Source organism: Allorhizobium borbori (assembly GCF_014196535.1).
Classification (GTDB): domain Bacteria; phylum Pseudomonadota; class Alphaproteobacteria; order Rhizobiales; family Rhizobiaceae; genus Ectorhizobium; species Ectorhizobium borbori.
This window is the reverse complement of record NZ_JACIDU010000002.1, coordinates 242,391-263,295: the sequence shown is the minus strand read 5'-3', so window position 1 is coordinate 263,295 and position 20,905 is coordinate 242,391. Positions and strand designations below refer to the sequence as shown.

The following is a 20,905-nucleotide window of genomic DNA, read 5'->3' as shown; positions in this document are numbered from 1 at the left end:
CCGGCCGAAGCGTATTCGCTTCGGCGTCGGATAATGCGTCGATCAAAGCGTCAGTCCCGGCGAACGGCCGGGGCGACCTTTCACAATTCATCGTTGGGTTGCCGTTCTGGCGGCATTTGGAAACGGGAGGCTTCGATGGCCACTGTTTTTGACAATGTGCGTGCATTTTTCACCCCCGCAGCGTTCACCGTCGATGACGAGAACGCCGGTGATGTTCTGGCGCGCGAAAAGCTGCTCGATCTCGCCATGGGGCCGGATCGCCGCAAGAAGTCCTCGGAAAAGCTGCGCCGCAACCGGCTGCCGGCCGAAGGTCTGGCGCTGGTGGCGCGCGATCCGCAGGGCCATGTGATCGGCACTGTCCGCCTGTGGAATGTCGAGGCTGGCGTCACGCCGGCCGGTACCCCCGTGGACGCGCTCATGCTCGGTCCGCTTGCGGTCGATCCGGCCCATGAAGGGCGCGGCATCGGTGCTGCCCTCATGCGCGCGGCGATCGCCCGCGCCCATGATCGCGGCCACGGCGCCATCCTGCTCGTCGGCGATGCGCCCTATTACGAGCGCTTTGGCTTTTTCACTGAAAAGACGAAGCTGCTGATGATGCCCGGCCCGACTGCCCGCGACCGTTTCCTCGCGCTCGAACTCAAGGACAATTGGCTCGACGGCGCCGCCGGAATGGTGGTCGCCAGCGGCCGCCGCCTGAGCGGTGGCCGTGAGCGTAAAGCTGCCTGATACGCATTCCCTGCCCGCATGCAGAAGCGTCTCGCTGGAAACGGCGGGGCGCTTTCTTTCGTTTCCGGCGACCTCTTGACTTGTTTCGCTTGCGGTGATTTTTTAGTTGTATTGTGCAACTAAATGGAAAGCCTCATCCCATGGTTCCGGAGGATTCGATCGACATCATCAGAACGGCTTCCCGTCAGCTCGTGCGGGAGCTGGGCTTCATGGGCGGCGATTTCGCCGGAACCACGCTTCCCCCATCCGCGGTACATGCCCTGATCGAGATTGAGCATGGCAACGTCACTGCGCGTGAGCTTGGGGCGCGCCTGCATCTGGAAAAATCCAGCGTCAGTCGCCTGTTGCGCAAGCTTGTCGATGCGGGCGACCTTCATGAAGGTGAGGATAAGAACGACGCCCGCCTCAAGCTTTTGTCCCTGACGGCGGCGGGACGGGAGCGCGTGGCGGCGATCCACCGGTTCGCCCGCGATCAGGTCGCCAGCGCCCTCGTGCAACTGACGCCCGACGAGGCCCGGACGGTCGGGGAGGGGCTTCACCTCTATGCCGGCGCCCTGACCGGCGCTGCAACCCGCGCGGAGACAGGCGTTCGGGTGGAGGAGGGATACCGTCCCGGTCTCATCGCGCGCATCACGGAGATGCATGCACTCTATTATGCCCGCACGTCAGGCTTCGGTCAGCCGTTCGAAAGCGTTGTCGCCAGCGGGCTCTCCGAGTTTTGCGGTCGTCTTCATCACGCCGCGAACGGGGTGTGGACGGTGAGCCGCAATGGGCGGATTCTCGGCTCCGTCGCCATCGACGGACAGGATATGGGTGACGGCATCGCCCATCTGCGCTGGTTCATCGTCGATGACGGGCTCAGGGGAACGGGCAGCGGCAAGGCGCTTCTGGATGCCGCCTTGGCGTTTGTCGACGCGCAGGGCTTTGCCGAAACCCATCTTTGGACCTTCTCCGGCCTTCACGCCGCCCGGCACCTTTACGAGGCGCGGGGGTTCGTTCTGGCGGAAGAGCACCCCGGCACGCAATGGGGAAACGAGGTTCTGGAACAGCGCTTCGTCCGGCTCCGTCCGTGAGGGCGGGATTCTTTACCCCGCAATATCGATGATGCCGCAATCGCCGGCTTCTGACGCAAACGCCAACAGCCTGCCGTCACCGCTCCAGCCCATCGAAGTGATCGCCCCCTTGCCGGGGCGGCGCAGGAGAACTTCCTTGCCGTCGGCGATGCGCACACCGAGGATCATGCCGTCGATGAAGCCGATGGCGAGGATTTCGTCGGTGTTGTGGAAGCAAACGCAGGTCGTCATGATATCGGCGCGGGTGCCGAGCTCAAGCGGGGCCTTGCCCATCGGGCCATCCTTGGCCGAGAAGGGCCAGACGATGGCGGCGGGTGCACCGGAGGAGGCGAGCCACTTGCCCTTGGGCGACCAGGACAGCGATTTCACCTTGGCGGGATAGCCGGTCATGCGCATGTGGCGGGCTTCCGCACCGGTCTTGGCGCCATCGAGCTTCCAGCCGTGCAGGGCGTTTTCCTGCATGGCGGTGACGACGAAGCGGCCATCCGGCGAGAAGGTGACGATGGTATGCGCGCCCTTCCACTCAAGGTCCATCGGTTCGGCATTCATGCCGGCCCAGTGCAGCGACACGCCATTATAGCGGGCGGCGGCCAGTCTGAGGCCCTTCGGAGCGAAGGCAATGGCCTCCACCGTGCGGGTTTCGGCAAATTCCTTCACCGTGCCATCGGCAAGGCGCACGAAGCTGGACTTGCCCACCGCATAGCCCACCGCGCCTTGCGGGCCGGCGGCGACGGCGGAAATCCACTTGCGCGGCACGTTGGCGAGTTCGGTGACGTCGCCGGTTGCGGCGATGCGCAGAACGCGACCGTCTTCGCCGCCGCTCAACAGGCTTTCGCTGTAGGGATCGCGAATGCAGGTCAGAAGACCCTCATGGGCCGCCGTCACTTTGGCGCCGCCCTCCAGCCGGTGGATTTCACCGCTGGCGGCTGCGAAAAAAGCGGTTTCACCCAAAAAGGCGGCGGTGGCGACGTGACCTTCGATGTCGTAAGGCGCAACCGTCGGCATCAGGCAGAGGCCTCGCAGGCCTTGAAGGCGGCTTCAAGCTGGACCGGATCGAGTTCGCGGCCGATGAAGACGAGGCGGCTTTCGTGCTTCTCGTCTTCCTTCCACGGGCGTTGGTGATCGCCTTCGATGATCATGTGCACGCCCTGCACCACGTAGCGGTCCGGATCGCCCTTGAAGGCGATGATGCCCTTGAGGCGCAGGATGTTCGGGCCTTGCGTCTGCGTCAGGTTCTGGATCCACGGGAAGAACTTGTCGGCGATCAGTTCGCCGCCGCGCAGCGAAACGGAGCGCACGGTCACATCATGGATGGCCGAGACATGGCCGTGGTGGTGATCGTGGTCATGATGATGGTGGTCGTGATCGTGCCCATGATCGTGGTGATGATGGTCGCAATCGGGACCGCAGACATGATCCGGATCGTCGTGATCGAGGAAATGCGGATCGTTGTCCAGCACGCGCTTCAGGTCGAAGGCGCCCTGGTTCAGCACCTTGTCCAGCGGCACGCCCGAACGTTCGGCGCGGTAGACCCGGGCCGAGGGGTTGATGGCGCGGACGATCTCCTCGATGACGTCGGCTTCTTCCTTCGTCACGAGGTCGGTCTTGTTGATCACGACGACATCGGCAAAGGCGATCTGGTCTTCGGCCTCACGGCTGTCCTTCAGGCGCAACGGCAGATGCTTGGCATCCACGAGCGCGACGACGGCGTCGAGCTGGCTCTTGGTGCGCACGTCATCATCCATGAAGAAGGTCTGGGCGACGGGAACCGGATCGGCAAGGCCGGTCGTTTCCACGATGATGCCATCGAAGCGGCCCGGACGGCGCATCAGGCCTTCCACGACGCGAATGAGGTCGCCGCGCACCGTGCAGCACACGCAGCCATTGTTCATTTCGTAGATTTCTTCGTCCGACTCGACGATCAGGTCGTTATCGATGCCGATTTCGCCGAACTCGTTGACGATGACCGCGTATTTCTTGCCGTGGTTCTCGGTGAGGATGCGGTTCAGAAGCGTCGTCTTGCCGGCGCCGAGATAGCCGGTGAGCACGGTGACGGGAATGGGCTTGGCGGTTTGCGCATCGGTCATGGAAAAAACCTCGGAAGAATGGGGTGCGCCGGGCGGCGCGAGAGCTGACGTCCATATAGGCGCTGACTGCGCCCGTTTCAAAGGGTTTCGGCAAGAAGCGCGAGGTCGAAGGCATCGACATCGCGCAGAAGTTCGATGAAGCCCTTCACCGTATGGGCAATCAGCTTCTCGCCCTTCTCGGCAGTCGCGGCGGCGGCATTGCCGGTCACGCCGTCGGCGTTCAGATCGCGCATCTTCCAGCCGAAGGCATGCGGGCCATAGGCGCGCAGATGGGTGAAGCAGTTGCAGAATTCCGTTTGCTTCGAGGGAAAGTTCCGGGCGAGGTCCATCTTCACCGTCTCGGGGGCAAGCGCCAGCATTACCGAGGTTTCGATTTCGCCGCCATGGATGCCGATGGCCTTTTCCTCCGGCGAAATCACACCGTCCGGCAGGCCGAAGCGGGTCCAGCTTGTGGCGACGACCAGCATGCCGAAGCGCACGCGGGCTTCGGTTGCAACGATGGTCATCAGCGGCGAATTGCCGCCATGGGCGTTCAGCATCACCAGTTTGCGCACGCCGCGGGCCGCCAGAAAGCCGGCAATGCCCAGCCATTTCTCCACGGCTTCCGCATAGGCAAGGGTTTTCGTTCCCTCGACATCCATGTGCTCGATCGAGTAGCCGACGGGCTCAACCGGCAGAAAAGTCACGGAAAGTTCCGGAGGCAGCGCAGCTTTGACGCGTTCGACAATACCGGCGGCGATGATCGCATCCGTTTCGAAGGGCAGGTGGGGGCCGTGCTGTTCATGTGCGCCAAGCGGCAGAACGGCAATGGCGGCTTCATCGATCTCGAGCGTCATGGATTAACGTTTCCCGCAGGGATTTCCGGTAGTTTTCGGCGATAAGGCCGGTATAACGGCGGTGCGCTTCGTTTGAAAGCGGGAGAGGTGCCGTGGGCAAGAAAGACAAGCAGGAAAAGGCGCTGCGCAAGCAGGAAAAAGCCCTGCGCAAACGCGAGGAGGCGCTTTCCGAACCGGGAGCGCTTGCCAACAGCCTCGTTCAGGCATCGCGCTCGCTGCGCACCGTTCTGTCGCGCAATCTCACGGCCACCGGTCTTTATGCCGGGCAGGATGGCGTCATTCTTGCCCTGTTCGAACAGGACGGGCTGACGACCGGCCAGCTTGCGCAGGCGCTGGGCGTGAAGCCGCCCACCATGACGCGCACCATCGGACGCATGGAAGCGCAGGGCTTTCTTGCCCGCCGCGATGATGCCGGCGACGGACGTCTCAGCAAAGTCTATCTCACGGATCTTGGCCGCAGTGCTGTCTCGTCCATCACGGCTTCGGTTGCCAATTGCGACCGGCTCGCCGTTTCAGGGCTTTCCGGAAAGGAAGTGAAGACGCTGATCCGGCTTCTGAAAGCGGTCGATGCCAACCTCAATCCGGACGGTGTTCCTGCAGAGGATGAGGCTTCCGCCGGTTAGGCCGCCATTGCGCTCCGCAATTAAATTGTTTAATTTAATTGAAATCGTTCGCCCTATGGGAGTAAGGCAGAATCGATACGGGGGAGGGAGAGGCGCATGGCACAGAAGATCAAATTATCGACCATTGCCGAAAGTCTGGGGCTTTCGACCGCGACCATCTCGCTGGCGCTGCGGGACAGCCCGCTCGTGGCCGCCGACACGCGCGAGCGGATCAAGGAACAGGCCCGTGCCATGGGCTATATCTACAACCGTCGCGCGGCCAGTCTGCGCACCTCGCGCTCGGGCATTATCGGCGTCGTGGTGCATGACATCATGAACCCGTTCTACGGCGAAATTCTCAAGGCCATCGAAGGCGAACTCGACCGCCGCTCGCACACCTTCATTCTCTCCAATCACTATGATTCCGTCGAAAAGCAGCGCAGCTTCATCGAAATGCTGCTGCAACTTGGGGGCGATGGCGTCATCATGTCGCCCGCCATCGGTACACCGCCGGAAGATGTGGCTCTGGCCGAGAACAACAACATGCCGGCCATTCTCATTGCCCGCTCGATGGAAGGGGGCGACCTGCCGACCTTCCGCGGCGATGACAGCTATGGCATTTCGCTTGCCACCAATCATCTCATCAGCCTCGGCCACCGCACCATTGCCATGGTGGGCGGCACGGAGCAGACATCGACGGGCCGCGACCGTTATCAGGGCTATGTGAATGCGCTGCGCAAGGCGGGCATGGAGGTCGACCCGGCCCTGCGGATTCAGGGACCGCGCGGCAAGCAGGCCGGTTTCGAGGCGGCGATGGAGTTTCTTTCCCTGCCGCAGAAGCCGACGGCGGCAGTCTGCTGGAACGATCTCGTCGCGATCGGTTTCATGAACGGCATTGCCCGCGCCGGTCTCGTGGCTGGCCGCGATATTTCCGTGACCGGTTATGACGATCTGGAGGAAGCCTCCATCGCCACGCCGGCGCTGACGACGGTGTGGAACGGTCAGGAAGAGGTCGGGCGGCTTGCAGCGCGCGCGCTTCTGGATAAACTGGGCGGCAGTCACGAGCCTGACGGGTTGCACCTGATCAAGCCGGAGATGCGAATCCGCCAGTCCACAGGCCCGGTCAAGCCCCGGACCTGACGACAAGACAATCCAGATTTTCGAGGGATAGCATGACGGGAAAAACCGCCGTTCTCGTTTACGACACCATTCATGGCCGTGTACTGACACGGCTCGAAGAGAAGTTCGAACTCATCCTGGTCAGGCGCGGCGTGCCGCCGTCGATTTCGCCCGAGGATGCAGAACGGGTGAAAGGGGCGGCGATTTTCGGTGCCTTCGGCGCCGACTGGATCGACCTCCTGCCCAATCTCGAAATCATCGCCCATTTCGGCGTCGGTTATGATGGTGTCGATTGTGCCGCGGCCGCCAGACGCGGCATCATCGTTACCAATACGCCGGATGTGCTGAACGATGAGGTGGCGGACTCCGCCGTCGCACTGCTGCTCAACACCATTCACCAGATTCCCCGTGTCGAACGCTGGCTGCGTTCCGGCGACTGGGCTGAGAAGGGGTCGTGCCCCCTGTCGCCCATGTCCATGAAGGGGCGGACGGTTGGTCTTTATGGCCTCGGCCGCATCGGCATCGAGATCGCCCGGCGACTGGAGCCGTTCAAGGTGAAGATCGCCTATCACACCCGCAGCAAGCGCGAGGGCGTGGATTACGCTCATTACCCCACGCTGCTGGCGTTGGCGGAGGCCGTGGATACGCTGATCTGTATCGTTCCCGGAACGCCGGAAACGCACAAGGCCATCAATGCCGAGGTGCTGAAGGCGCTGGGTCCCAACGGCGTGTTCATCAATGTCGGGCGCGGCACATCGGTGGATGAGGATGCGCTCATCGAGGCGCTGAACGCGAAGACCCTCGCCGCTGCCGGCCTCGATGTGTTCTATGACGAGCCGAAGGTGCCGCAGGGACTGCTGGATGCGGAAAATGCCGTTCTCTGGCCGCATATCGCTTCCGCCACCGTGCCGACGCGTGATGCCATGGGCGATCTGGTGGTGGACAACATCATTCGCTGGTTTGCAGAGGGCAAGACGCTGACGCCGGTGCCGGAAACACCGGCTCCGGTCTGATGGCTGAAACGGCGCCCGTGGGCGCCGTTTTCATTTCCTGCATGTTCAGCGAGCCTTCGCAGCGGCGTAGGCGCGGACGGCATCGCCGAACGCAGTGAAGAGGTGACGCGAGGGGCCGTCGGTTTCGGCCCAGTATTCCGGGTGCCATTGCACGCCGCAGGCAAAGGCCTTGGCGTCGATCACGGATACGGCTTCCACCGTCCCATCGGGCGCGGTGGCTTCCACCTGAATGCGCGGTGCTGTTTCCGCGATGGCCTGACGGTGCAGCGAATTCACCTGAATTTCGCCGGCGAGACCGAGATAATTGGCGATGCAGGAGCCTTCCCGCACGATGACGCTCTGGCGAATGGCAAAAGCTTCGTCGCGGTCTGAGGTGTCGGGCTTGCGATGGTCCCAGATGCCTTCGTTTTCCTGAATTTCCGTTTGCAGCGTTCCGCCCAGCGCCACGTTCAGCTCCTGAATGCCACGGCAGATGGCGAGCATGGGAATGCCGCGTTCGATGGCACGGCGAATGAGCGGCAGGCTGGTGGCGTCGCGACCGGGGTCGAAGGGGCCGTCTTCCTCGCGGGCTTCGACACCATAAAGCGAGGGATGCACATTGCTGACCGAGCCGGAAACCAGCAGACCATCGACATGATCGAGGATGGCGTCGGCCTCGTTACCGTCCTCGAAGGCCGGAACGATGAAGGACATGACATCGGCCACTTTCAGCGCGGCCTTGACATACTGGTTCTGTGCGGCGTGCCAGACAACCCCATCCACGATCTTCAGATCGGCGGGAACGGCGACGACGGGTCTGGACATGACGGGGCTCCAATGGGGCAAAAGAGGTGATGCTGCGTGGTTTCGACAGGAAGGTTTCATGCCGGTTCGTGGCTTTTGTCAACCGGGTTTGCGCATTCGAAGCGGCGGGAAATTTTAGCCAAGAACCGGTTGCGCGCTTGGAACAATATTGCGCTTTGCGCTTGCAAGGCCAGCGCCAAAATGTTTAGTTCCGGCCCACGCAGCGGGGGCGCGAAGACCCCTGGTTTTCAAGCGATTTCTTACCGGGAGGTTTGTTCATGGATCGCCGTTCATTCTTCAAGAAGGCGGGAGCCGCGAGCGCTGGCGCCGTTGCCGCATCCGCTCTTGCCGCGCCTGCCATCGCCCAGGAAAATCCGAAGGTCAACTGGCGTCTGACGTCGTCGTTCCCGAAGGGCCTCGACGCCATTTTCGACGCCGCGACGGAAATCGCCGCCAACGTTTCGGAAGCCACCGGTGGCAATTTCAATATTCAGGTCTTTTCGGCCGGTGAAATCGTTCCGGCCCTCCAGGCGCTTGACGCCGTGTCGAGCGGTACGGTCGAAATGGCCCATACCTGCTCCTACTATTATGTCGGCAAGGACCCGGCCTTCGCCTTCGGTACGGCTGTTCCGTTCGGTCTCAATGCCCGCCTGACCAATTCCTGGTTCTATCAGGCCGGCGGCAATGAACTGCTGAACGAGTTTCTGGCCACCTACAACACCTATGCCCTGCCGGCCGGCAACACCGGCGCGCAGATGGGCGGCTGGTTCCGCAAGGAAATCAACACGGTTGACGACCTCAAGGGTCTGAAGATGCGTATCGCCGGTCTGACCGGCAAGGTCGTCGAAAAGCTTGGCGTCATCCCGCAGCAGCTTGCCGGCGGCGACGTTTATCCGGCGCTGGAAAAGGGCACGATCGACGCGACCGAATTCGTCGGTCCCTATGACGACCAGAAGCTTGGCTTCTACAAGGTCGCGAAGTACTACTATTACCCGGCCTGGTGGGAAGGCGGCCCGACCGTTCACGCCTTCTTCAACCTCGAGAAGTTCAAGGGTCTGCCGAAGAGCTACCGGCGCATCCTCAGCGATGCCTGCGCCATGGCCAACACGAACATGCTGGCGAAGTATGACCAGCGCAACGCCCATGCGCTCAAGCAGCTCGTGGCCGATGGCGCCGTGCTTCGTCCGTTCAGCCAGGAAATTCTGGAAGCAAGCTTCAACGCTGCCCAGGAAGTCTATGCCGGTATTTCGGCCACGAACGCCAACTTCAAGAAGCTCTATGACAGCCAGCAGGCTCTCAAGCGCGATTCCTATCTCTGGATGCAGCTTGCCGAATACTCCTTCGACACGTTCATGATGCTGCAGCAGCGCGCCGGCAAGCTCTAAGCCTCAGGCGTTATCCGATCGCGAAAAGCCCGGCGTCGAAAGACGCCGGGCTTTTTGTTTTCGGGCCTGTACAGATCAGAAAAAACCGGCGCTCGAAACGCCGGTTTTCATGCTTTCAGGACTTGAGATCAGGGGTTGATCTTGGGCGGACCGGAAAGGCCGCCACCAAGCGGACCGAGCGCCGGCAGGCCATTGCCGGCGGGTGCCGAACCCATGCCCCCCCCTTGCGGATTGAAGCCGGGGACTTCGATCCTGATAGCGTCAACGTCTATCTTCGGCCCCTTGTCGAGCCAGTGGGTGACGGATTCGGGCCAGAAGATGATGATGGCGACAAGCAGAAGCTGCATGCACAGCCACGGAATGGCGCCCTTGTAGATGTCCATCGTCGGAATTTCGCGCGGCGTGACCGAGCGCAGATAGAACAGCGCGAAGCCGAACGGCGGATGCATGAACGATGTCTGCATGTTCACGCACAGCAGCACCCCGAACCAGATGAGGTTGATGCCGAGCGCGTCCGCAACGGGGGCCAGAAGCGGGATGACGATGAAGGCGATTTCGAAGAAATCGAGGAAGAATGCCAGGAAGAAGATGAAGACGTTGACGAAGATCAGGAAACCGATCTGGCCGCCCGGCAGGCCCGACAGCATGTGCTCGATCCACAGCGAACCATTGAGGCCCTGGAAGATCAGGCTGAAGATGGTCGAGCCGACCAGAATGAAGACCACCATGGAGGTGATCTGCATCGTGCTGGCCATGCCCTGGCGGATGAGCGGCCAGGTCAGCTTGCCATTGATTGCCGCGATGACCATGGCGCCGACAACGCCGAGCGCACCGGCCTCCGTCGGGGTGGCAAGGCCCATGAAAATGGTGCCGAGGACGACGAAAATCAGCGCCACGGAGGGGACCATGCTGAGCAGAACCTTCAGCACGAGCTTCATGTTCAACTCGCCGCGCGCTTCCACTGGCAGGGCGGGCATGCTGGACGGCTTGATGATCGACATGATCGCAATGTAGCCGGCGAAGATAGCCACCTGAAGGATCGAAGGGCCGATGGCGCCGAGATACATATCGCCAACCGACTTGCCGAGCTGGTCGGCGAGAACGACGAGCACCAGAGAGGGCGGGATGACCTGGGTGATCGTGCCGGATGCGGCGATGACGCCTGTCGCAAGGCGCGGATTATAGCCATATTTCAGCATCACAGGCAGCGAGATCATCGCCATGGTGATGACCGAGGCCGCCACGGTGCCGGTGATGGCGCCAAGGATGGCGCCCACGAAGATGACCGCATAGGCGAGGCCGCCCGGGATGGCGCCGAACAGCTTGCCGGTTCCTTCGAGCAACTCTTCCGCCAACCCGCACCGCTCCATGACCGCACCCATGAGGGTGAAGAACGGAATGGCCAGCAGAAGGTCGTTGGACATGATGCCGAAGAAGCGCAGCGGCAGGGCATTCATGAAGCTCGGATCGAAGAAGCCGCCCACAAGGCCGACCACGGCAAACAGCATGCCAACCGCGCCGAGCGAGAAAGCGACCGGGAAGCCGAACAGCATGAATGCGACCATTGCCGCGAACATGGCCGGCGGCAGTATTCCGTACTCAAACACGTTGAGGTCCTCGTATTGGGCCGGTCACGTCCACGCGCCGGCCGCCCTTGTTATTGCGCCGGCTTTTCGTAATCCGTGCTGATCTGGATATCACCGCGCAGCGCAGCAATGCGCTTGACAAGCTCGGAGAAGCCCTGAACGGCGAGCAGTACAAAACCGATGAAAATCATAAACTTGACTGGCCAGCGGATGAGGCCGCCAGCATTTTCGGACATTTCCCCCAGAAGGAAGGAGCGCTCGAAGAAGGGCCAGCACAGCACCGCGCAGATCACGCAGATCGGGAGCATGAAAAAGGTGAAGCCGATGACGTCGATCCACAGGCGCTTGCGTTCGGATACGGCGCCGTAAATCAGGTCAACGCGGATATGTTCGTTGCGGCACAGCGTGTAGGACGAGCCGAGCATCACGACATAGGCAAAGAGATACCACTGGATCTCCAGCCACGCGTTCGAGCTGTAATGAAAGGTATAGCGCACAAGGGCATTGCCTGCGCTGATGAGGCAGCACAGAAGAACGAGATAGTCGCCGATCCGACCGACCAGGCTGCTTAGTGCGTCAATTAGCTTGCTGATTTTGAGGAGTGCCGTCACGGCGCCAGTCCCCCTTCTTTGAAAACGCGACAGCCATAAACCAAGGGGGCGTAAAAGAAAAGCGGGAAAGCCGCGCAAATCCGGCATTTTGCATCGATCAGCGCATTCGTGTCGCCGTTGCGGGTTCACGTTTCATGCGTGTCGATTTAAAGTTTGTGGAAAATCTACTGAAACGTTTTCGTAAGACTAATCAAGTCGCTAAAAAAGCACCTAGCGGACATGAGAGTCTGCGCGAAAAGGACCGCGAATGGATGGCTGAAGACTCGAACATCGATGGGGACGGCGAAGGCCTTGCCCTGAGCGGGTCGCTTTACCGGCATCGCTGGCAACAATTGGCGGGTGCGCTGGTCAGCATCGTCTGCTTTACGGTTGTCTGGGTCCGGACGGATTTCACGGCCTTTCTGGTGCTCGCCCTTTGCGCTTCCGCCATCGGTCTGTTGCGGCTGGTCATGACGATCGCGCTTGGGCGCTTCGATGTGACGGCGATTGACGCCGCGCGCGCCCGCAGGATCGAGCGGAACCATATCGTCGGTTCCGGTCTGACTGCGGCGCTGCTCGGTGGTGGCACTGCCTATGCCATCGTTTCCGGTGTCGATGGCTTTTCCGTTTTCATCTGCATTTCGGTCATCATGGGCCTGCTCGTTGCTGTTGCCGGCCGAAGCTATGCATCGCGACGCAGCGTTGATTTGCAGACGGCCTTTCTCGTTCTGCCGCCGGCGGTTGCGGGGCCGCTGAATGGCGATCTCTCCGTCATTATCATGTGCTTCATGCTTTTGCCGCTTGGCTTTGAGGCCCGGGTGATGGCGTGCGGCATTCGCAACGCACTTGCCCGGAGTGCCGCTGCTGCCGGCCACCTTTCCGTGCTGGTGGAGCGGTTCAACGCCGCACTCGACACCATGCCGCACGGGTTGATGATGCTCGATTCAAGTCGTCGGGTGCAGATTGCCAACAGTCGTGCCCGGGCATTTTTCGCTGGTGCGGGTCCTGAAGGTGTTGCCGCCGACGCGTTGATTCCTGTGGCGCTGGAAGAGGACGGCGACGGGCACAAGCATGCTTTCAGCCAGCGGCTCTGCGAGTTTCTCGACGGTGATTTCCAGCGGGTGCAGGTGCCGCTGCCCGGCAAGACCTACTTCGAATTCGACGGGGCGTCCCGGGCGGATGGCGGTGCGGTTGTCATCTTCGAGGATGTCAGTGCGCGGGTAAGGGCCGAGGAAAAGATCCTGCACATGGCCAAGTTCGATGCACTGACCGGTCTGTCGAACCGGCATCACTTTGCAGAACAGGTGCGCCTGACGCTTGAGCGTCTGCCGGCAGGGGTTACGATCGGTTTTCTGCTGATCGACGTGGACGACCTGAAGAATGTCAACGACATGCGCGGCCACGCTTTCGGTGATCGTGTGCTGAACGAAATCGGCCGACGTTTCGCGGCGCTGACAGATTCCGAGACGATTACCGCGCGGATGATCAGCGACCAGTTCGGCGTCTTTCTGTTTGGCCGCGATGGCGACGAACTGGCCATGAAGGCCCGCATTTTGAAGTTCCATGCGGCGTTGCAGGGCAACTACACCGTCGGCGACGTCGTGTTGCCCCTGACCTATAGTGCCGGTTATGTGCTGTTGCCCAACCGCGAAGCGGAGACGGAGGAGTGGCAGGTCAAGGCCGATCTGGCGCTCTCGGAGGCGAAGGGCAGGGCGCGTGGGCTGTGTGTCGGCTATGCGCGGGAAATGGACGAGCGCTACATCGCCAGTCGCCGCCTGAAGGCGGATCTGCGTCAGACCCTTCTGGATCGGGGTCTGACGACCATGTTTCAGCCGATGTATACACCGGATGGCAGGCATATCGAATGCTGCGAGGCGCTCGTGCGCTGGACGCATCCCGAGCGCGGTCCGGTCAGCCCCGATGTGTTCATCCGCATGGCCGAGGATATGGGGGTCGTTTCCACCATCACCGCCTTCGTGCTGGAGCAGGCCTGCCGCGAATGCATGCGCTGGCCGGGGCAGACATCCGTTTCGGTCAATCTCTCGGCGCATGATCTGCGCAGCCGGGCGATCGTGGATCTCGTGGCCGAAACGCTGGCGCTGACGGGGCTTTCCTCGTCGCGCCTGCATCTCGAAGTGACTGAAAGCTGCCTGATGGACGAGCCACTGGCGGCCGGCGCGCTTCTGGCGGAACTGCGGACGATGGGCGTGACCATTGCCGTGGATGACTTCGGCACCGGCTTTTCGAGCCTCGCCTATCTCGACACGCTGCCGCTTGATGTGGTGAAGATCGATCGCTCCTTCGTGCGCAACGTGACGAGCGACGGTCGCCGCCTCAAGCTGCTGAAGGGCACGGTCAATCTCGTGCGTGCGCTCGGCCTCGATGTGGTGGTGGAGGGGGTGGAGACCGAAGAGCAGCTTGCCGTGATCGTTGAAAACGGGGCTGCGGATCTTGTGCAGGGCTTCGTGTTTTCCCGACCGCTGCCGCCCGATCAGGCGCTTGCGCTGATGCAGCGTTGATCCGGGTTATTGGGGAGATATGAAAAAGGCGGTCGCTCGAGCGTACCGCCTTTTTTGATTCCGGTATCGCAGATGCGATCAGACGCCGCCCTTGACGCGTGCTAGGCCGGCGCGGGCCAGAGCGTAATTTGGATCGAGGCGTACGGCGTGCTGATAGGATTTGGCGGCCTTGGCGCGTTCGCCACGCTGTTCGTAGACCAGCGCCTGGTTGGTCCAGGATTCCGCACGGGTGCCGTCGAGCGCGATGGCGGTGTTGAAATCGGCAAAGGCGTTCTCGTCGTCGCGCAGCGCCAGATAGGAAATGCCACGGCCATTGTAGGGTTCCGGCGAGCCGGACGACAACGAGATGGCGCGGGAGAAGTCTTCGATGGCCTGCGTGTGCTGACCGCGCTTCTGATAGATCAGACCGCGGTTGTGATAGGCGCGGCCATCGGTCGTGTCGAGCTGGATCGCCTTGTTGAAGTCGTTGAAGGCTTCGACATCGCGACCGGCCTGACGGTAGAGGTTGCCGCGACCGATAAGCGCCACATCATAGGACGGGTTGATCTGCAGGGCGGCGCTGTAATCGGCGAGCGCTTCCGCCTGCCGGTTCATGTTGCGATAGACCAGTCCGCGGTTGGCGTAAGCCTGATAGAAGCGCGGATTGAGCTGCAGCGCGGTGTTGAAGTCCGCCAGCGCCTTGCGGAATTCGCCAGCCTTGCCGTAAGCCGAACCGCGGACGTTGTAGCCTTCCGGATCGGACGGGTTGGAGCTGATCACCGAGGTCAGCGACGAGATGTTTTCCTGGGAACCCTGCGTGCGGTCGATGCTGATGACGTCGGTCGGAGCCGGTGTCGATGCGCAGGCGGTGAGTGCGAGAGCCATCGCAAGAGCCGCACCGGGCATCAGGATGGCCGTACCGCGACGCTTGCCGCGCACGTTCAGGCGTTCGAGTGCAGAAACAGGATTTGCAGAACCCATCGTCATCAGGCTCGATTCCACATCGTTGGGAGAGCAGGGAAGCGCCACAATGCCGCGACGGACCGCGGAAGCGCAATGAAAAAAAGCGGTGGTGACGTAAATCACCCCCGCTTCACATGCCTGTGAATAACGTCGAAAAAACGGCGATTAGCGGGCGCGGGGGCCAGCAACCAGGCCTTCGCGCTGAGCGCGCTTGCGAGCCAGCTTGCGAACGCGGCGAACGGCTTCAGCCTTTTCGCGGGCGCGCTTTTCAGACGGCTTTTCGTAGTAGTCGCGCATCTTCATTTCGCGGAAAACGCCTTCGCGCTGCAGCTTCTTCTTCAGAGCGCGGAGAGCCTGATCAACATTATTGTCGCGGACAAGTACCTGCACGTTTATCCCGTTCCTTTAGATCTGGTTGCGGCCGGCGGAATGAAGCGTCGGCACGAAATTAGCCTTCGCGGAGCCGGAACCCTCACGATTGGCCAGCGCATTACCAGATCGGATTGGCGAAGTCCATATCCTTGCCGCCGTTTTCGGTCGAAAAATCCCGGGTTTCCGGGCTCTCACTCATGCGGTCCAGACGTAGAAGCCAACGCTGCGGGCGGGAACGGCCACAGCGCCGCCGCCACGCTTCGGCTGGGCGGTGCCATCGAGCGACTGGTAATGGCCGCCGTCCGGCAGAATGAAGCCGCAGGGCTGGTGCGCGCGGTTGAACAGCGCAACGAGCTTCGAGGGCAAGCCCGTTTCCATGTCTTTCGAGGCAATGAGCAGGCTGAAGGCCGAGCCGTCGGGGTCGTCCCAGTCTTCGGTCGTCATGGGCTGGCCGGAGGGGGAAATCCATTCCGCATCGTGACCGCCCTCGTAAAAGCGGGGGTCCGCCAGCTTGGGGAAACGCTTGCGCAGGCCGGCAAGGAAAGCCGTGTGGGCAATCAGCGTCTCGTCCAGCCCCGTCCAGTCCATCCAGGTGATCTCATTGTCCTGGCAATAGGCGTTGTTGTTACCGCGCTGGCTGCGGCCGGCCTCATCGCCCATGGTCAGCATGATCGTGCCACTGGAGACGAACAGCGTCGAGAGGAGCGCCATAACGTCGGCGCGGCGGCGCTCGAGGATCGCCGGGGCCATCGTCGCGCCCTCAGCGCCATTGTTCCAGGAGAGGTTTTCGTTGTGGCCGTCGCGGTTATCCTCGCCGTTGGCCTCATTGTGCTTCGTTTCGTGCGAAACGAGGTCCATCAGGGTGAAGCCGTCATGGGCAGCAAGGAAGTTCACCGAGCGGGTACTGTTTTCCGGGCGGTTGGAAAACACGTCCGAGGAGCCGGCGAGAATGGTGGCGAACGGCCCGGTCATGTGGCGGTCGCCACGCCAGTAGCGGCGCATGCCGTCACGGGCCCGGTCATTCCACTCGATGAACGGTTCGGGAAAATTGCCGAGCTGATAGCCGCCGGGGCCGATATCCCAGGGTTCGGCAATCAGGATGCGGTCGGCCAGAACCTCGTCGCGGCGAATGGCCTCGATCAGCTCGCTGTGCGGATTGAAGCCGGCATGATTGCGAAACAGGATGGTGGCGAGATCGAAACGGAAGCCATCGATGCCGGCATTCAGCACGAAATGGCGCAGGCTATCTACGATCAGGTTGCGGATGAAGGGATGATCGCAGGCGACGGTGTTGCCGCAGCCGGTGTCGTTCACCAGCACGCCAGGCTGATCGCGCAGGTGGCGGTACAAACAGCAATTGTCGATGCCGCGGAAGGACAGGGTGGGGCCGAAGCGGTCACTCTCGCCTGTGTGGTTGAAGACGAGATCGAGCAGCACGCCGATGCCGGCTGCATGCAGCGCCGCCACGGTGTCGCGCAGTTCCTCGATGCCGCCGGGGCACAGGCGCGGTTCGAGTGGCATGAAGGCCACGGGGTTGTAGCCCCAGGCATTGGTCAGGCCGAGCGGCTGCAGATGGCGCTCATCGATCCACGCGACGATGGGCATGAGTTCGATGGCATCGACGCCGATTGTCTTCAGATGCGCGATGACGGAGGGATGGGCCAGGGCCGCCACCGTGCCGCGCTGTGCCTCCGGCACATCCGGATGCAGCTTGGTGAAGGCCTTGACCGACACCTCGTAGACCAACCCGCCAGGCTTGAAGAACGGCGCCCGGCGTTCCACCGGACGATCCGCTACGACGACGCATTTCGGCATCAGGGGCGCTGTGTCAGCGGCGAAGACGCTAAGCTTCGCATCGTAGACGAAGGGTCGGTCGATGGCCGTGGCGTAAGGGTCGACCAGAAGCTTGGCCGGGTCGAACCACAGCCCGTTGTCGGGGGCATAGTCACCATCGACCCGGTAGCCGTAAAGCGCGCCTTCCCGCACCCCTTCCGCAAAACAACGGAAGATATCGTGTTCGCCACGTTCCATGGGAATGCGGGCGACCTCGTTATGCCCCTTCTCATCGAAGAGGCAGAGGGTGGCGGCGGTCGCATGATGCGACCACAGCGAAAACACAGCGCCGTGCTCTGTCAGCTCGACGCCGCCTCGGGTGACGGGAAATCTTGACGCCATGCTGGGTTCCGGTTGCGACCTCAGGTGATAACGGTCGGTTCGGTACGACCGGTATGTGCGGTAATGCCAGCGATTTCGTCGGCGACGGCGATCAGGTCCGCCAGAGCCTCCTGCGTGTCGATGCCATGACGGGCCGGATCGGCCTCATAGCGCTCGACATAAACGCGCAGCGTTGCGCCGCTGGTGCCTGTGCCGGAGAGGCGGAACACCACGCGCGAGCCACCTTCGAACAGGATGCGGACACCCTGCTTTGCGGAAACGGAACCATCGACCGGATCGTTATAGGCGAAATCGTCGGCAGCCGCGACCTTCAGTGCACCGAAGGCCGCGCCCGGAAGCGTGGCGAGCTTACCGCGCAGTTCGGCCATCAGCGCATCGGCCTTTTCGGTTTCGACGGCTTCATAGTCGTGACGTGAATAGTAGTTGCGGCCATAGTCGGCCCAGTGCTTCTCGACAATCGCCTTCACGCCTTCCTTGCGGGCCGCAACGATATTCAACCAGAAGAGAACGGCCCACAGGCCGTCCTTTTCGCGCACATGGTTTGAGCCGGTGCCGAAGCTTTCCTCGCCGCAGACGGTTGCAAGGCCGGCATCCAGCAGATTGCCGAAGAACTTCCAGCCGGTCGGCGTTTCGAACATGTTGATGCCGAGCTTCTCGGCCACGCGGTCGGCGGCGGCACTCGTCGGCATGGAGCGGGCGATGCCGGCAATGCCGTCCTTGTAACCGGGTGCAAGCTTTGCGTTTGCCGCGATGACGGCGAGTGAGTCGGACGGGGTCACGAACATGCCCTTGCCGACGACCATGTTGCGGTCGCCATCGCCATCGGAGGCCGCGCCGAAATCCGGGCCCTGCGGGCTCATCACGTCGTCATAGAGTTCCTTGGCGTGAACGAGGTTCGGGTCGGGATGATGACCGCCGAAATCGGGCAGCGGCACGGCGTTGCGCACGGAGCCTGCCGGCGCGCCGAGGCGCTTTTCAAGGATTTCCACGGCATAGGGCCCGGTGACGGCGGACATCGAATCGATCACCACCTTGAAGCCGGAGCCGATCAGCGCGCGGATGGCGCCAAAGTCGAACAGGGTTTCCATCAGCGCGGCGTAATCGGCAACGGAATCGATCACCTCGACCGTCAGATCCCCGACCTTCAGTGTACCGATCGTGTCGAGATCGATGTCTGCGGCGTCGAGCGTCTTGTAGCTGTCGATAACCTTGGTGCGGGCGAAGATGGCGTCGGTGATCTTTTCCGGCGCCGGGCCGCCATTGCCGATATTATACTTGATGCCGAAATCTTCATCCGGGCCGCCGGGATTGTGGCTGGCCGAGAGGATGATGCCGCCATAGGCACCGTATTTGCGGATGACGTGCGAGGCGGCGGGCGTGGACAGGATGCCGCCCTGGCCGACCAGAACCTTGCCGAAGCCGTTGGCGGCGGCCATGCGGATCGCCTTCTGGATGACTTCGCGGTTGTAGTAACGGCCATCGCCGCCGATCACCAGCGTCTTGCCGGCGAAGCCCTCGAGGCTGTCGAAGATCGACTGGATGAAGTTCTCGGCGTAGTTTTCCTGGGCGAAAACCGGAACTTTCTTGCGCAGGCCGGAGGTGCCGGGCTTCTGGTCCGCATAGGGCTTGGTGGCAACGATCTTGGTCATGTCTCTCTTACTGGCCTTTCGCAACGAGACTGGAGTAAAGCGCCACATAGGCATCGGCGCTGGCATCCCAGGATACATCCGTCTTCATGCCCTGCTTCTGAACCTTCGTCCAGCTCTTGTGATCCTCATAGAGCTTGAAGGCACGCCGGTAGGCGTAGAGCAGGCTGTTGGTGTCGTTCAGGGTGAACTGGATACCGGTTGCCGAACCGCTGGTCAGCGCGGCGTGGGTGGCGTCCACCACCGTATCGTTCAGACCGCCGGTGCGGGCAACGACCGGAATGCAGCCATAGCGCAGCGCATAGAGCTGGGTTAGGCCGCAGGGTTCGAAGCGTGAGGGGATGAGAATGGCATCCGAACCCGCCTGCATCAGATGCGACAGCGGTTCATTATAGCCGATGACCACGCCCACCCGGCCCGGATGGCGGGCGGCGGCATTCAGGAAGGCGTGTTCAAGGGCGGCATCACCGGAGCCGAGAACGGCCAGACGCCCGCCAAGGCGCACCAGTTCGTCCACCGTTTCCGCCAGAAGATCCATGCCCTTCTGCCAGGTGAGGCGCGAGATGACGCAGAAGAGCGGCGAGTTGTCGTCATGCAGGCCGAAGCGGGCGGCCACCGCCTGCCGGTTGGTGGAGCGCTGCTGCAGGGTCTTGAGCGAATAGTTGCGGGCGAGGAACGTGTCCGTTTCCGGGTTCCACACATCGGTATCGATGCCGTTGACGATGCCGTGTACGGCGTTGACGCGGGCGCGGATCAACCCTTCCAGACCCATGCCGAACTGCGGGTAGAGGATTTCCTCGGCATAGGACGGGCTGACGGTGGTGATGGCGGTCGCCGTCTGCAGGCCACCCTTCAGGAAACCGACATCGCCGTAATACTCCACGCTTTCCATGAAGGCATGGGCGGGCAGGCCAAGTGCGGGGAAGATGGCCGGCGAGAACTGGCCCTGAAACGCGATGTTATGGATGGTCAGGACGCTCGGGATTTCCCGCTCGTAGGCATAGCGCATATAGACGGGGGTCATCGCCGTCTGCCAGTCATGGGCGTGGACGAGCGAGGGTTTCCAGTCCGGCAGGCAGCCGGCGGCAATCTTGGCGCCAGCCAGCGAGAACACGGCAAAACGCCGCCAGTTGTCTTCGTAATCCTTGCCCTTCGGATCGATATAGGGCCCGCCCGGACGATCGAACAGATCGGGCACATCGAGGATCAGCAGGTCGAGACCCTTGTAGCGCGTCTCCCACAACGTCCCCTGCTCACCGAGCAGGTTGTCGAACTCGTACTTTTTCACGAGACCGGTCACGGCCTTCATCACCTGGGTGTAACCGGGGATGAGCGTTTTCGTCTGCACTCCCTTGGCCGCGAGCGCGAGCGGCAAGGCGCCGGCCACGTCGCCCAGCCCGCCGGTTTTCACCAGCGGGAAGGCTTCGGAAGAAATCGACAGTACCTTCATT

At 61.9% G+C, this 20,905-nt stretch carries 18 protein-coding genes; 7 read left to right on the top strand and 11 right to left on the bottom strand.

Annotation, left to right across the window (positions count from 1 at the left end; genetic code table 11):
- Window positions 1-135: 135 nt before the first annotated feature.
- Complete coding sequence (locus GGQ66_RS03270; RefSeq protein WP_183789347.1) at window positions 136-726, top strand: GNAT family N-acetyltransferase; 591 nt, start codon at window positions 136-138, stop codon at window positions 724-726.
- A 140-nt stretch (window positions 727-866) separates the two neighbouring features.
- Window positions 867-1,799 carry a bifunctional helix-turn-helix transcriptional regulator/GNAT family N-acetyltransferase gene (locus GGQ66_RS03265; RefSeq protein ID WP_237358769.1) on the top strand — a complete coding sequence of 311 codons (933 nt, stop codon included), beginning with the start codon at window positions 867-869 and terminating at the stop codon, window positions 1,797-1,799.
- 12 nt (window positions 1,800-1,811) lie between these two features.
- On the opposite strand, the gene GGQ66_RS03260 is transcribed toward GGQ66_RS03265, so the two are convergent.
- The 3 genes from GGQ66_RS03260 to GGQ66_RS03250 all read right to left on the bottom strand — a co-directional run bounded on the left by GGQ66_RS03260 (window position 1,812) and on the right by GGQ66_RS03250 (window position 4,722).
- Window positions 1,812-2,804, bottom strand: a complete 993-nt coding sequence (locus GGQ66_RS03260) for a WD40 repeat domain-containing protein (RefSeq protein ID WP_183789345.1) — start codon at window positions 2,802-2,804, stop codon at window positions 1,812-1,814.
- Window positions 2,804-3,886 carry a CobW family GTP-binding protein gene (locus GGQ66_RS03255; RefSeq protein WP_183789343.1) on the bottom strand — a complete coding sequence of 361 codons (1,083 nt, stop codon included), beginning with the start codon at window positions 3,884-3,886 and terminating at the stop codon, window positions 2,804-2,806. The genes GGQ66_RS03260 and GGQ66_RS03255 overlap by 1 nt, the downstream gene beginning before the upstream one ends.
- Before the next feature lie 77 nt (window positions 3,887-3,963).
- Entirely contained in the window at window positions 3,964-4,722 is a 759-nt protein-coding gene (locus GGQ66_RS03250) for a creatininase family protein (protein WP_183789341.1), read from the bottom strand.
- Window positions 4,723-4,814: 92 nt separating this feature from the next.
- Between GGQ66_RS03250 and GGQ66_RS03245 the strand changes: the two genes are divergently transcribed.
- The 3 genes from GGQ66_RS03245 to GGQ66_RS03235 all read left to right on the top strand — a co-directional run bounded on the left by GGQ66_RS03245 (window position 4,815) and on the right by GGQ66_RS03235 (window position 7,456).
- On the top strand, window positions 4,815-5,345 hold the full coding sequence (locus tag GGQ66_RS03245) for a MarR family winged helix-turn-helix transcriptional regulator (protein WP_370686277.1): 531 nt from the start codon (window positions 4,815-4,817) through the stop codon (window positions 5,343-5,345).
- Between the two features lie 96 nt (window positions 5,346-5,441).
- Window positions 5,442-6,464 (top strand): LacI family DNA-binding transcriptional regulator, encoded by a 1,023-nt coding sequence (locus GGQ66_RS03240; RefSeq protein ID WP_183789339.1) that lies wholly within the window; start codon window positions 5,442-5,444, stop codon window positions 6,462-6,464.
- Between the two features lie 32 nt (window positions 6,465-6,496).
- Window positions 6,497-7,456, top strand: a complete 960-nt coding sequence (locus GGQ66_RS03235; RefSeq protein ID WP_183789337.1) for a 2-hydroxyacid dehydrogenase — start codon at window positions 6,497-6,499, stop codon at window positions 7,454-7,456.
- A gap of 45 nt (window positions 7,457-7,501) precedes the next feature.
- On the opposite strand, the gene GGQ66_RS03230 is transcribed toward GGQ66_RS03235, so the two are convergent.
- A complete protein-coding gene (locus GGQ66_RS03230) occupies window positions 7,502-8,260 on the bottom strand; it encodes a gamma-glutamyl-gamma-aminobutyrate hydrolase family protein (protein WP_183789335.1) in 759 nt (252 codons plus the stop codon).
- 257 nt (window positions 8,261-8,517) lie between these two features.
- Between GGQ66_RS03230 and GGQ66_RS03225 the strand changes: the two genes are divergently transcribed.
- Complete coding sequence (locus GGQ66_RS03225) at window positions 8,518-9,624, top strand: TRAP transporter substrate-binding protein (RefSeq protein ID WP_183789333.1); 1,107 nt, start codon at window positions 8,518-8,520, stop codon at window positions 9,622-9,624.
- 128 nt (window positions 9,625-9,752) lie between these two features.
- On the opposite strand, the gene GGQ66_RS03220 is transcribed toward GGQ66_RS03225, so the two are convergent.
- Both GGQ66_RS03220 and GGQ66_RS03215 read right to left on the bottom strand, forming a co-directional pair.
- Window positions 9,753-11,231: a TRAP transporter large permease gene (locus GGQ66_RS03220; RefSeq protein WP_183789331.1), complete on the bottom strand. Its 1,479-nt coding sequence runs from the start codon at window positions 11,229-11,231 to the stop codon at window positions 9,753-9,755.
- A gap of 50 nt (window positions 11,232-11,281) precedes the next feature.
- Entirely contained in the window at window positions 11,282-11,821 is a 540-nt protein-coding gene (locus GGQ66_RS03215) for a TRAP transporter small permease subunit (RefSeq protein ID WP_183789647.1), read from the bottom strand.
- A 251-nt stretch (window positions 11,822-12,072) separates the two neighbouring features.
- Here GGQ66_RS03215 and GGQ66_RS03210 point away from each other — a divergent pair, with 251 nt between their 5' ends.
- Window positions 12,073-14,319, top strand: coding sequence for a putative bifunctional diguanylate cyclase/phosphodiesterase (locus tag GGQ66_RS03210; protein WP_183789329.1), 2,247 nt, complete (start codon window positions 12,073-12,075; stop codon window positions 14,317-14,319).
- A 78-nt stretch (window positions 14,320-14,397) separates the two neighbouring features.
- Here the strand turns inward: GGQ66_RS03210 and GGQ66_RS03205 are convergent, their stop codons facing one another.
- The 5 genes from GGQ66_RS03205 to glgA form a co-directional block, all read right to left on the bottom strand.
- The gene (locus GGQ66_RS03205) at window positions 14,398-15,285 is read right to left on the bottom strand and encodes a tetratricopeptide repeat protein (RefSeq protein ID WP_183789327.1); all 888 of its coding nucleotides are present in this window, start codon (window positions 15,283-15,285) and stop codon (window positions 14,398-14,400) included.
- A gap of 141 nt (window positions 15,286-15,426) precedes the next feature.
- Window positions 15,427-15,651 carry a 30S ribosomal protein S21 gene (rpsU, locus tag GGQ66_RS03200; protein WP_183789325.1) on the bottom strand — a complete coding sequence of 75 codons (225 nt, stop codon included), beginning with the start codon at window positions 15,649-15,651 and terminating at the stop codon, window positions 15,427-15,429.
- A 177-nt stretch (window positions 15,652-15,828) separates the two neighbouring features.
- Complete coding sequence (gene glgX, locus GGQ66_RS03195) at window positions 15,829-17,808, bottom strand: glycogen debranching protein GlgX (protein WP_183789323.1); 1,980 nt, start codon at window positions 17,806-17,808, stop codon at window positions 15,829-15,831.
- A 20-nt stretch (window positions 17,809-17,828) separates the two neighbouring features.
- Entirely contained in the window at window positions 17,829-19,457 is a 1,629-nt protein-coding gene (locus GGQ66_RS03190; protein WP_183789321.1) for an alpha-D-glucose phosphate-specific phosphoglucomutase, read from the bottom strand.
- A gap of 7 nt (window positions 19,458-19,464) precedes the next feature.
- Window positions 19,465-20,904, bottom strand: coding sequence for a glycogen synthase GlgA (gene glgA / locus GGQ66_RS03185; protein WP_183789319.1), 1,440 nt, complete (start codon window positions 20,902-20,904; stop codon window positions 19,465-19,467).
- Between the last annotated feature and the right edge of the window lies 1 nt (window position 20,905).

Bases quoted from the DNA above. Each gene is read 5' to 3' on its own strand.
- GGQ66_RS03190 (WP_183789321.1), bottom strand. From the start codon at position 19,457: ATGACCAAGATCGTTGCCACCAAGCCCTATGCGGACCAGAAGCCCGGC.
- GGQ66_RS03235 (WP_183789337.1), top strand. From the start codon at position 6,497: ATGACGGGAAAAACCGCCGTTCTCGTTTACGACACCATTCATGGCCGT.
- GGQ66_RS03225 (WP_183789333.1), top strand. From the start codon at position 8,518: ATGGATCGCCGTTCATTCTTCAAGAAGGCGGGAGCCGCGAGCGCTGGC.
- GGQ66_RS03230 (WP_183789335.1), bottom strand. From the start codon at position 8,260: ATGTCCAGACCCGTCGTCGCCGTTCCCGCCGATCTGAAGATCGTGGAT.
- GGQ66_RS03255 (WP_183789343.1), bottom strand. From the start codon at position 3,886: ATGACCGATGCGCAAACCGCCAAGCCCATTCCCGTCACCGTGCTCACC.
- GGQ66_RS03250 (WP_183789341.1), bottom strand. From the start codon at position 4,722: ATGACGCTCGAGATCGATGAAGCCGCCATTGCCGTTCTGCCGCTTGGC.
- GGQ66_RS03205 (WP_183789327.1), bottom strand. From the start codon at position 15,285: ATGACGATGGGTTCTGCAAATCCTGTTTCTGCACTCGAACGCCTGAAC.
- glgA (WP_183789319.1), bottom strand. From the start codon at position 20,904: ATGAAGGTACTGTCGATTTCTTCCGAAGCCTTCCCGCTGGTGAAAACC.
- glgX (WP_183789323.1), bottom strand. From the start codon at position 17,808: ATGGCGTCAAGATTTCCCGTCACCCGAGGCGGCGTCGAGCTGACAGAG.
- GGQ66_RS03265 (WP_237358769.1), top strand. From the start codon at position 867: ATGGTTCCGGAGGATTCGATCGACATCATCAGAACGGCTTCCCGTCAG.
- GGQ66_RS03240 (WP_183789339.1), top strand. From the start codon at position 5,442: ATGGCACAGAAGATCAAATTATCGACCATTGCCGAAAGTCTGGGGCTT.
- GGQ66_RS03260 (WP_183789345.1), bottom strand. From the start codon at position 2,804: ATGCCGACGGTTGCGCCTTACGACATCGAAGGTCACGTCGCCACCGCC.
- GGQ66_RS03270 (WP_183789347.1), top strand. From the start codon at position 136: ATGGCCACTGTTTTTGACAATGTGCGTGCATTTTTCACCCCCGCAGCG.
- GGQ66_RS03210 (WP_183789329.1), top strand. From the start codon at position 12,073: ATGGCTGAAGACTCGAACATCGATGGGGACGGCGAAGGCCTTGCCCTG.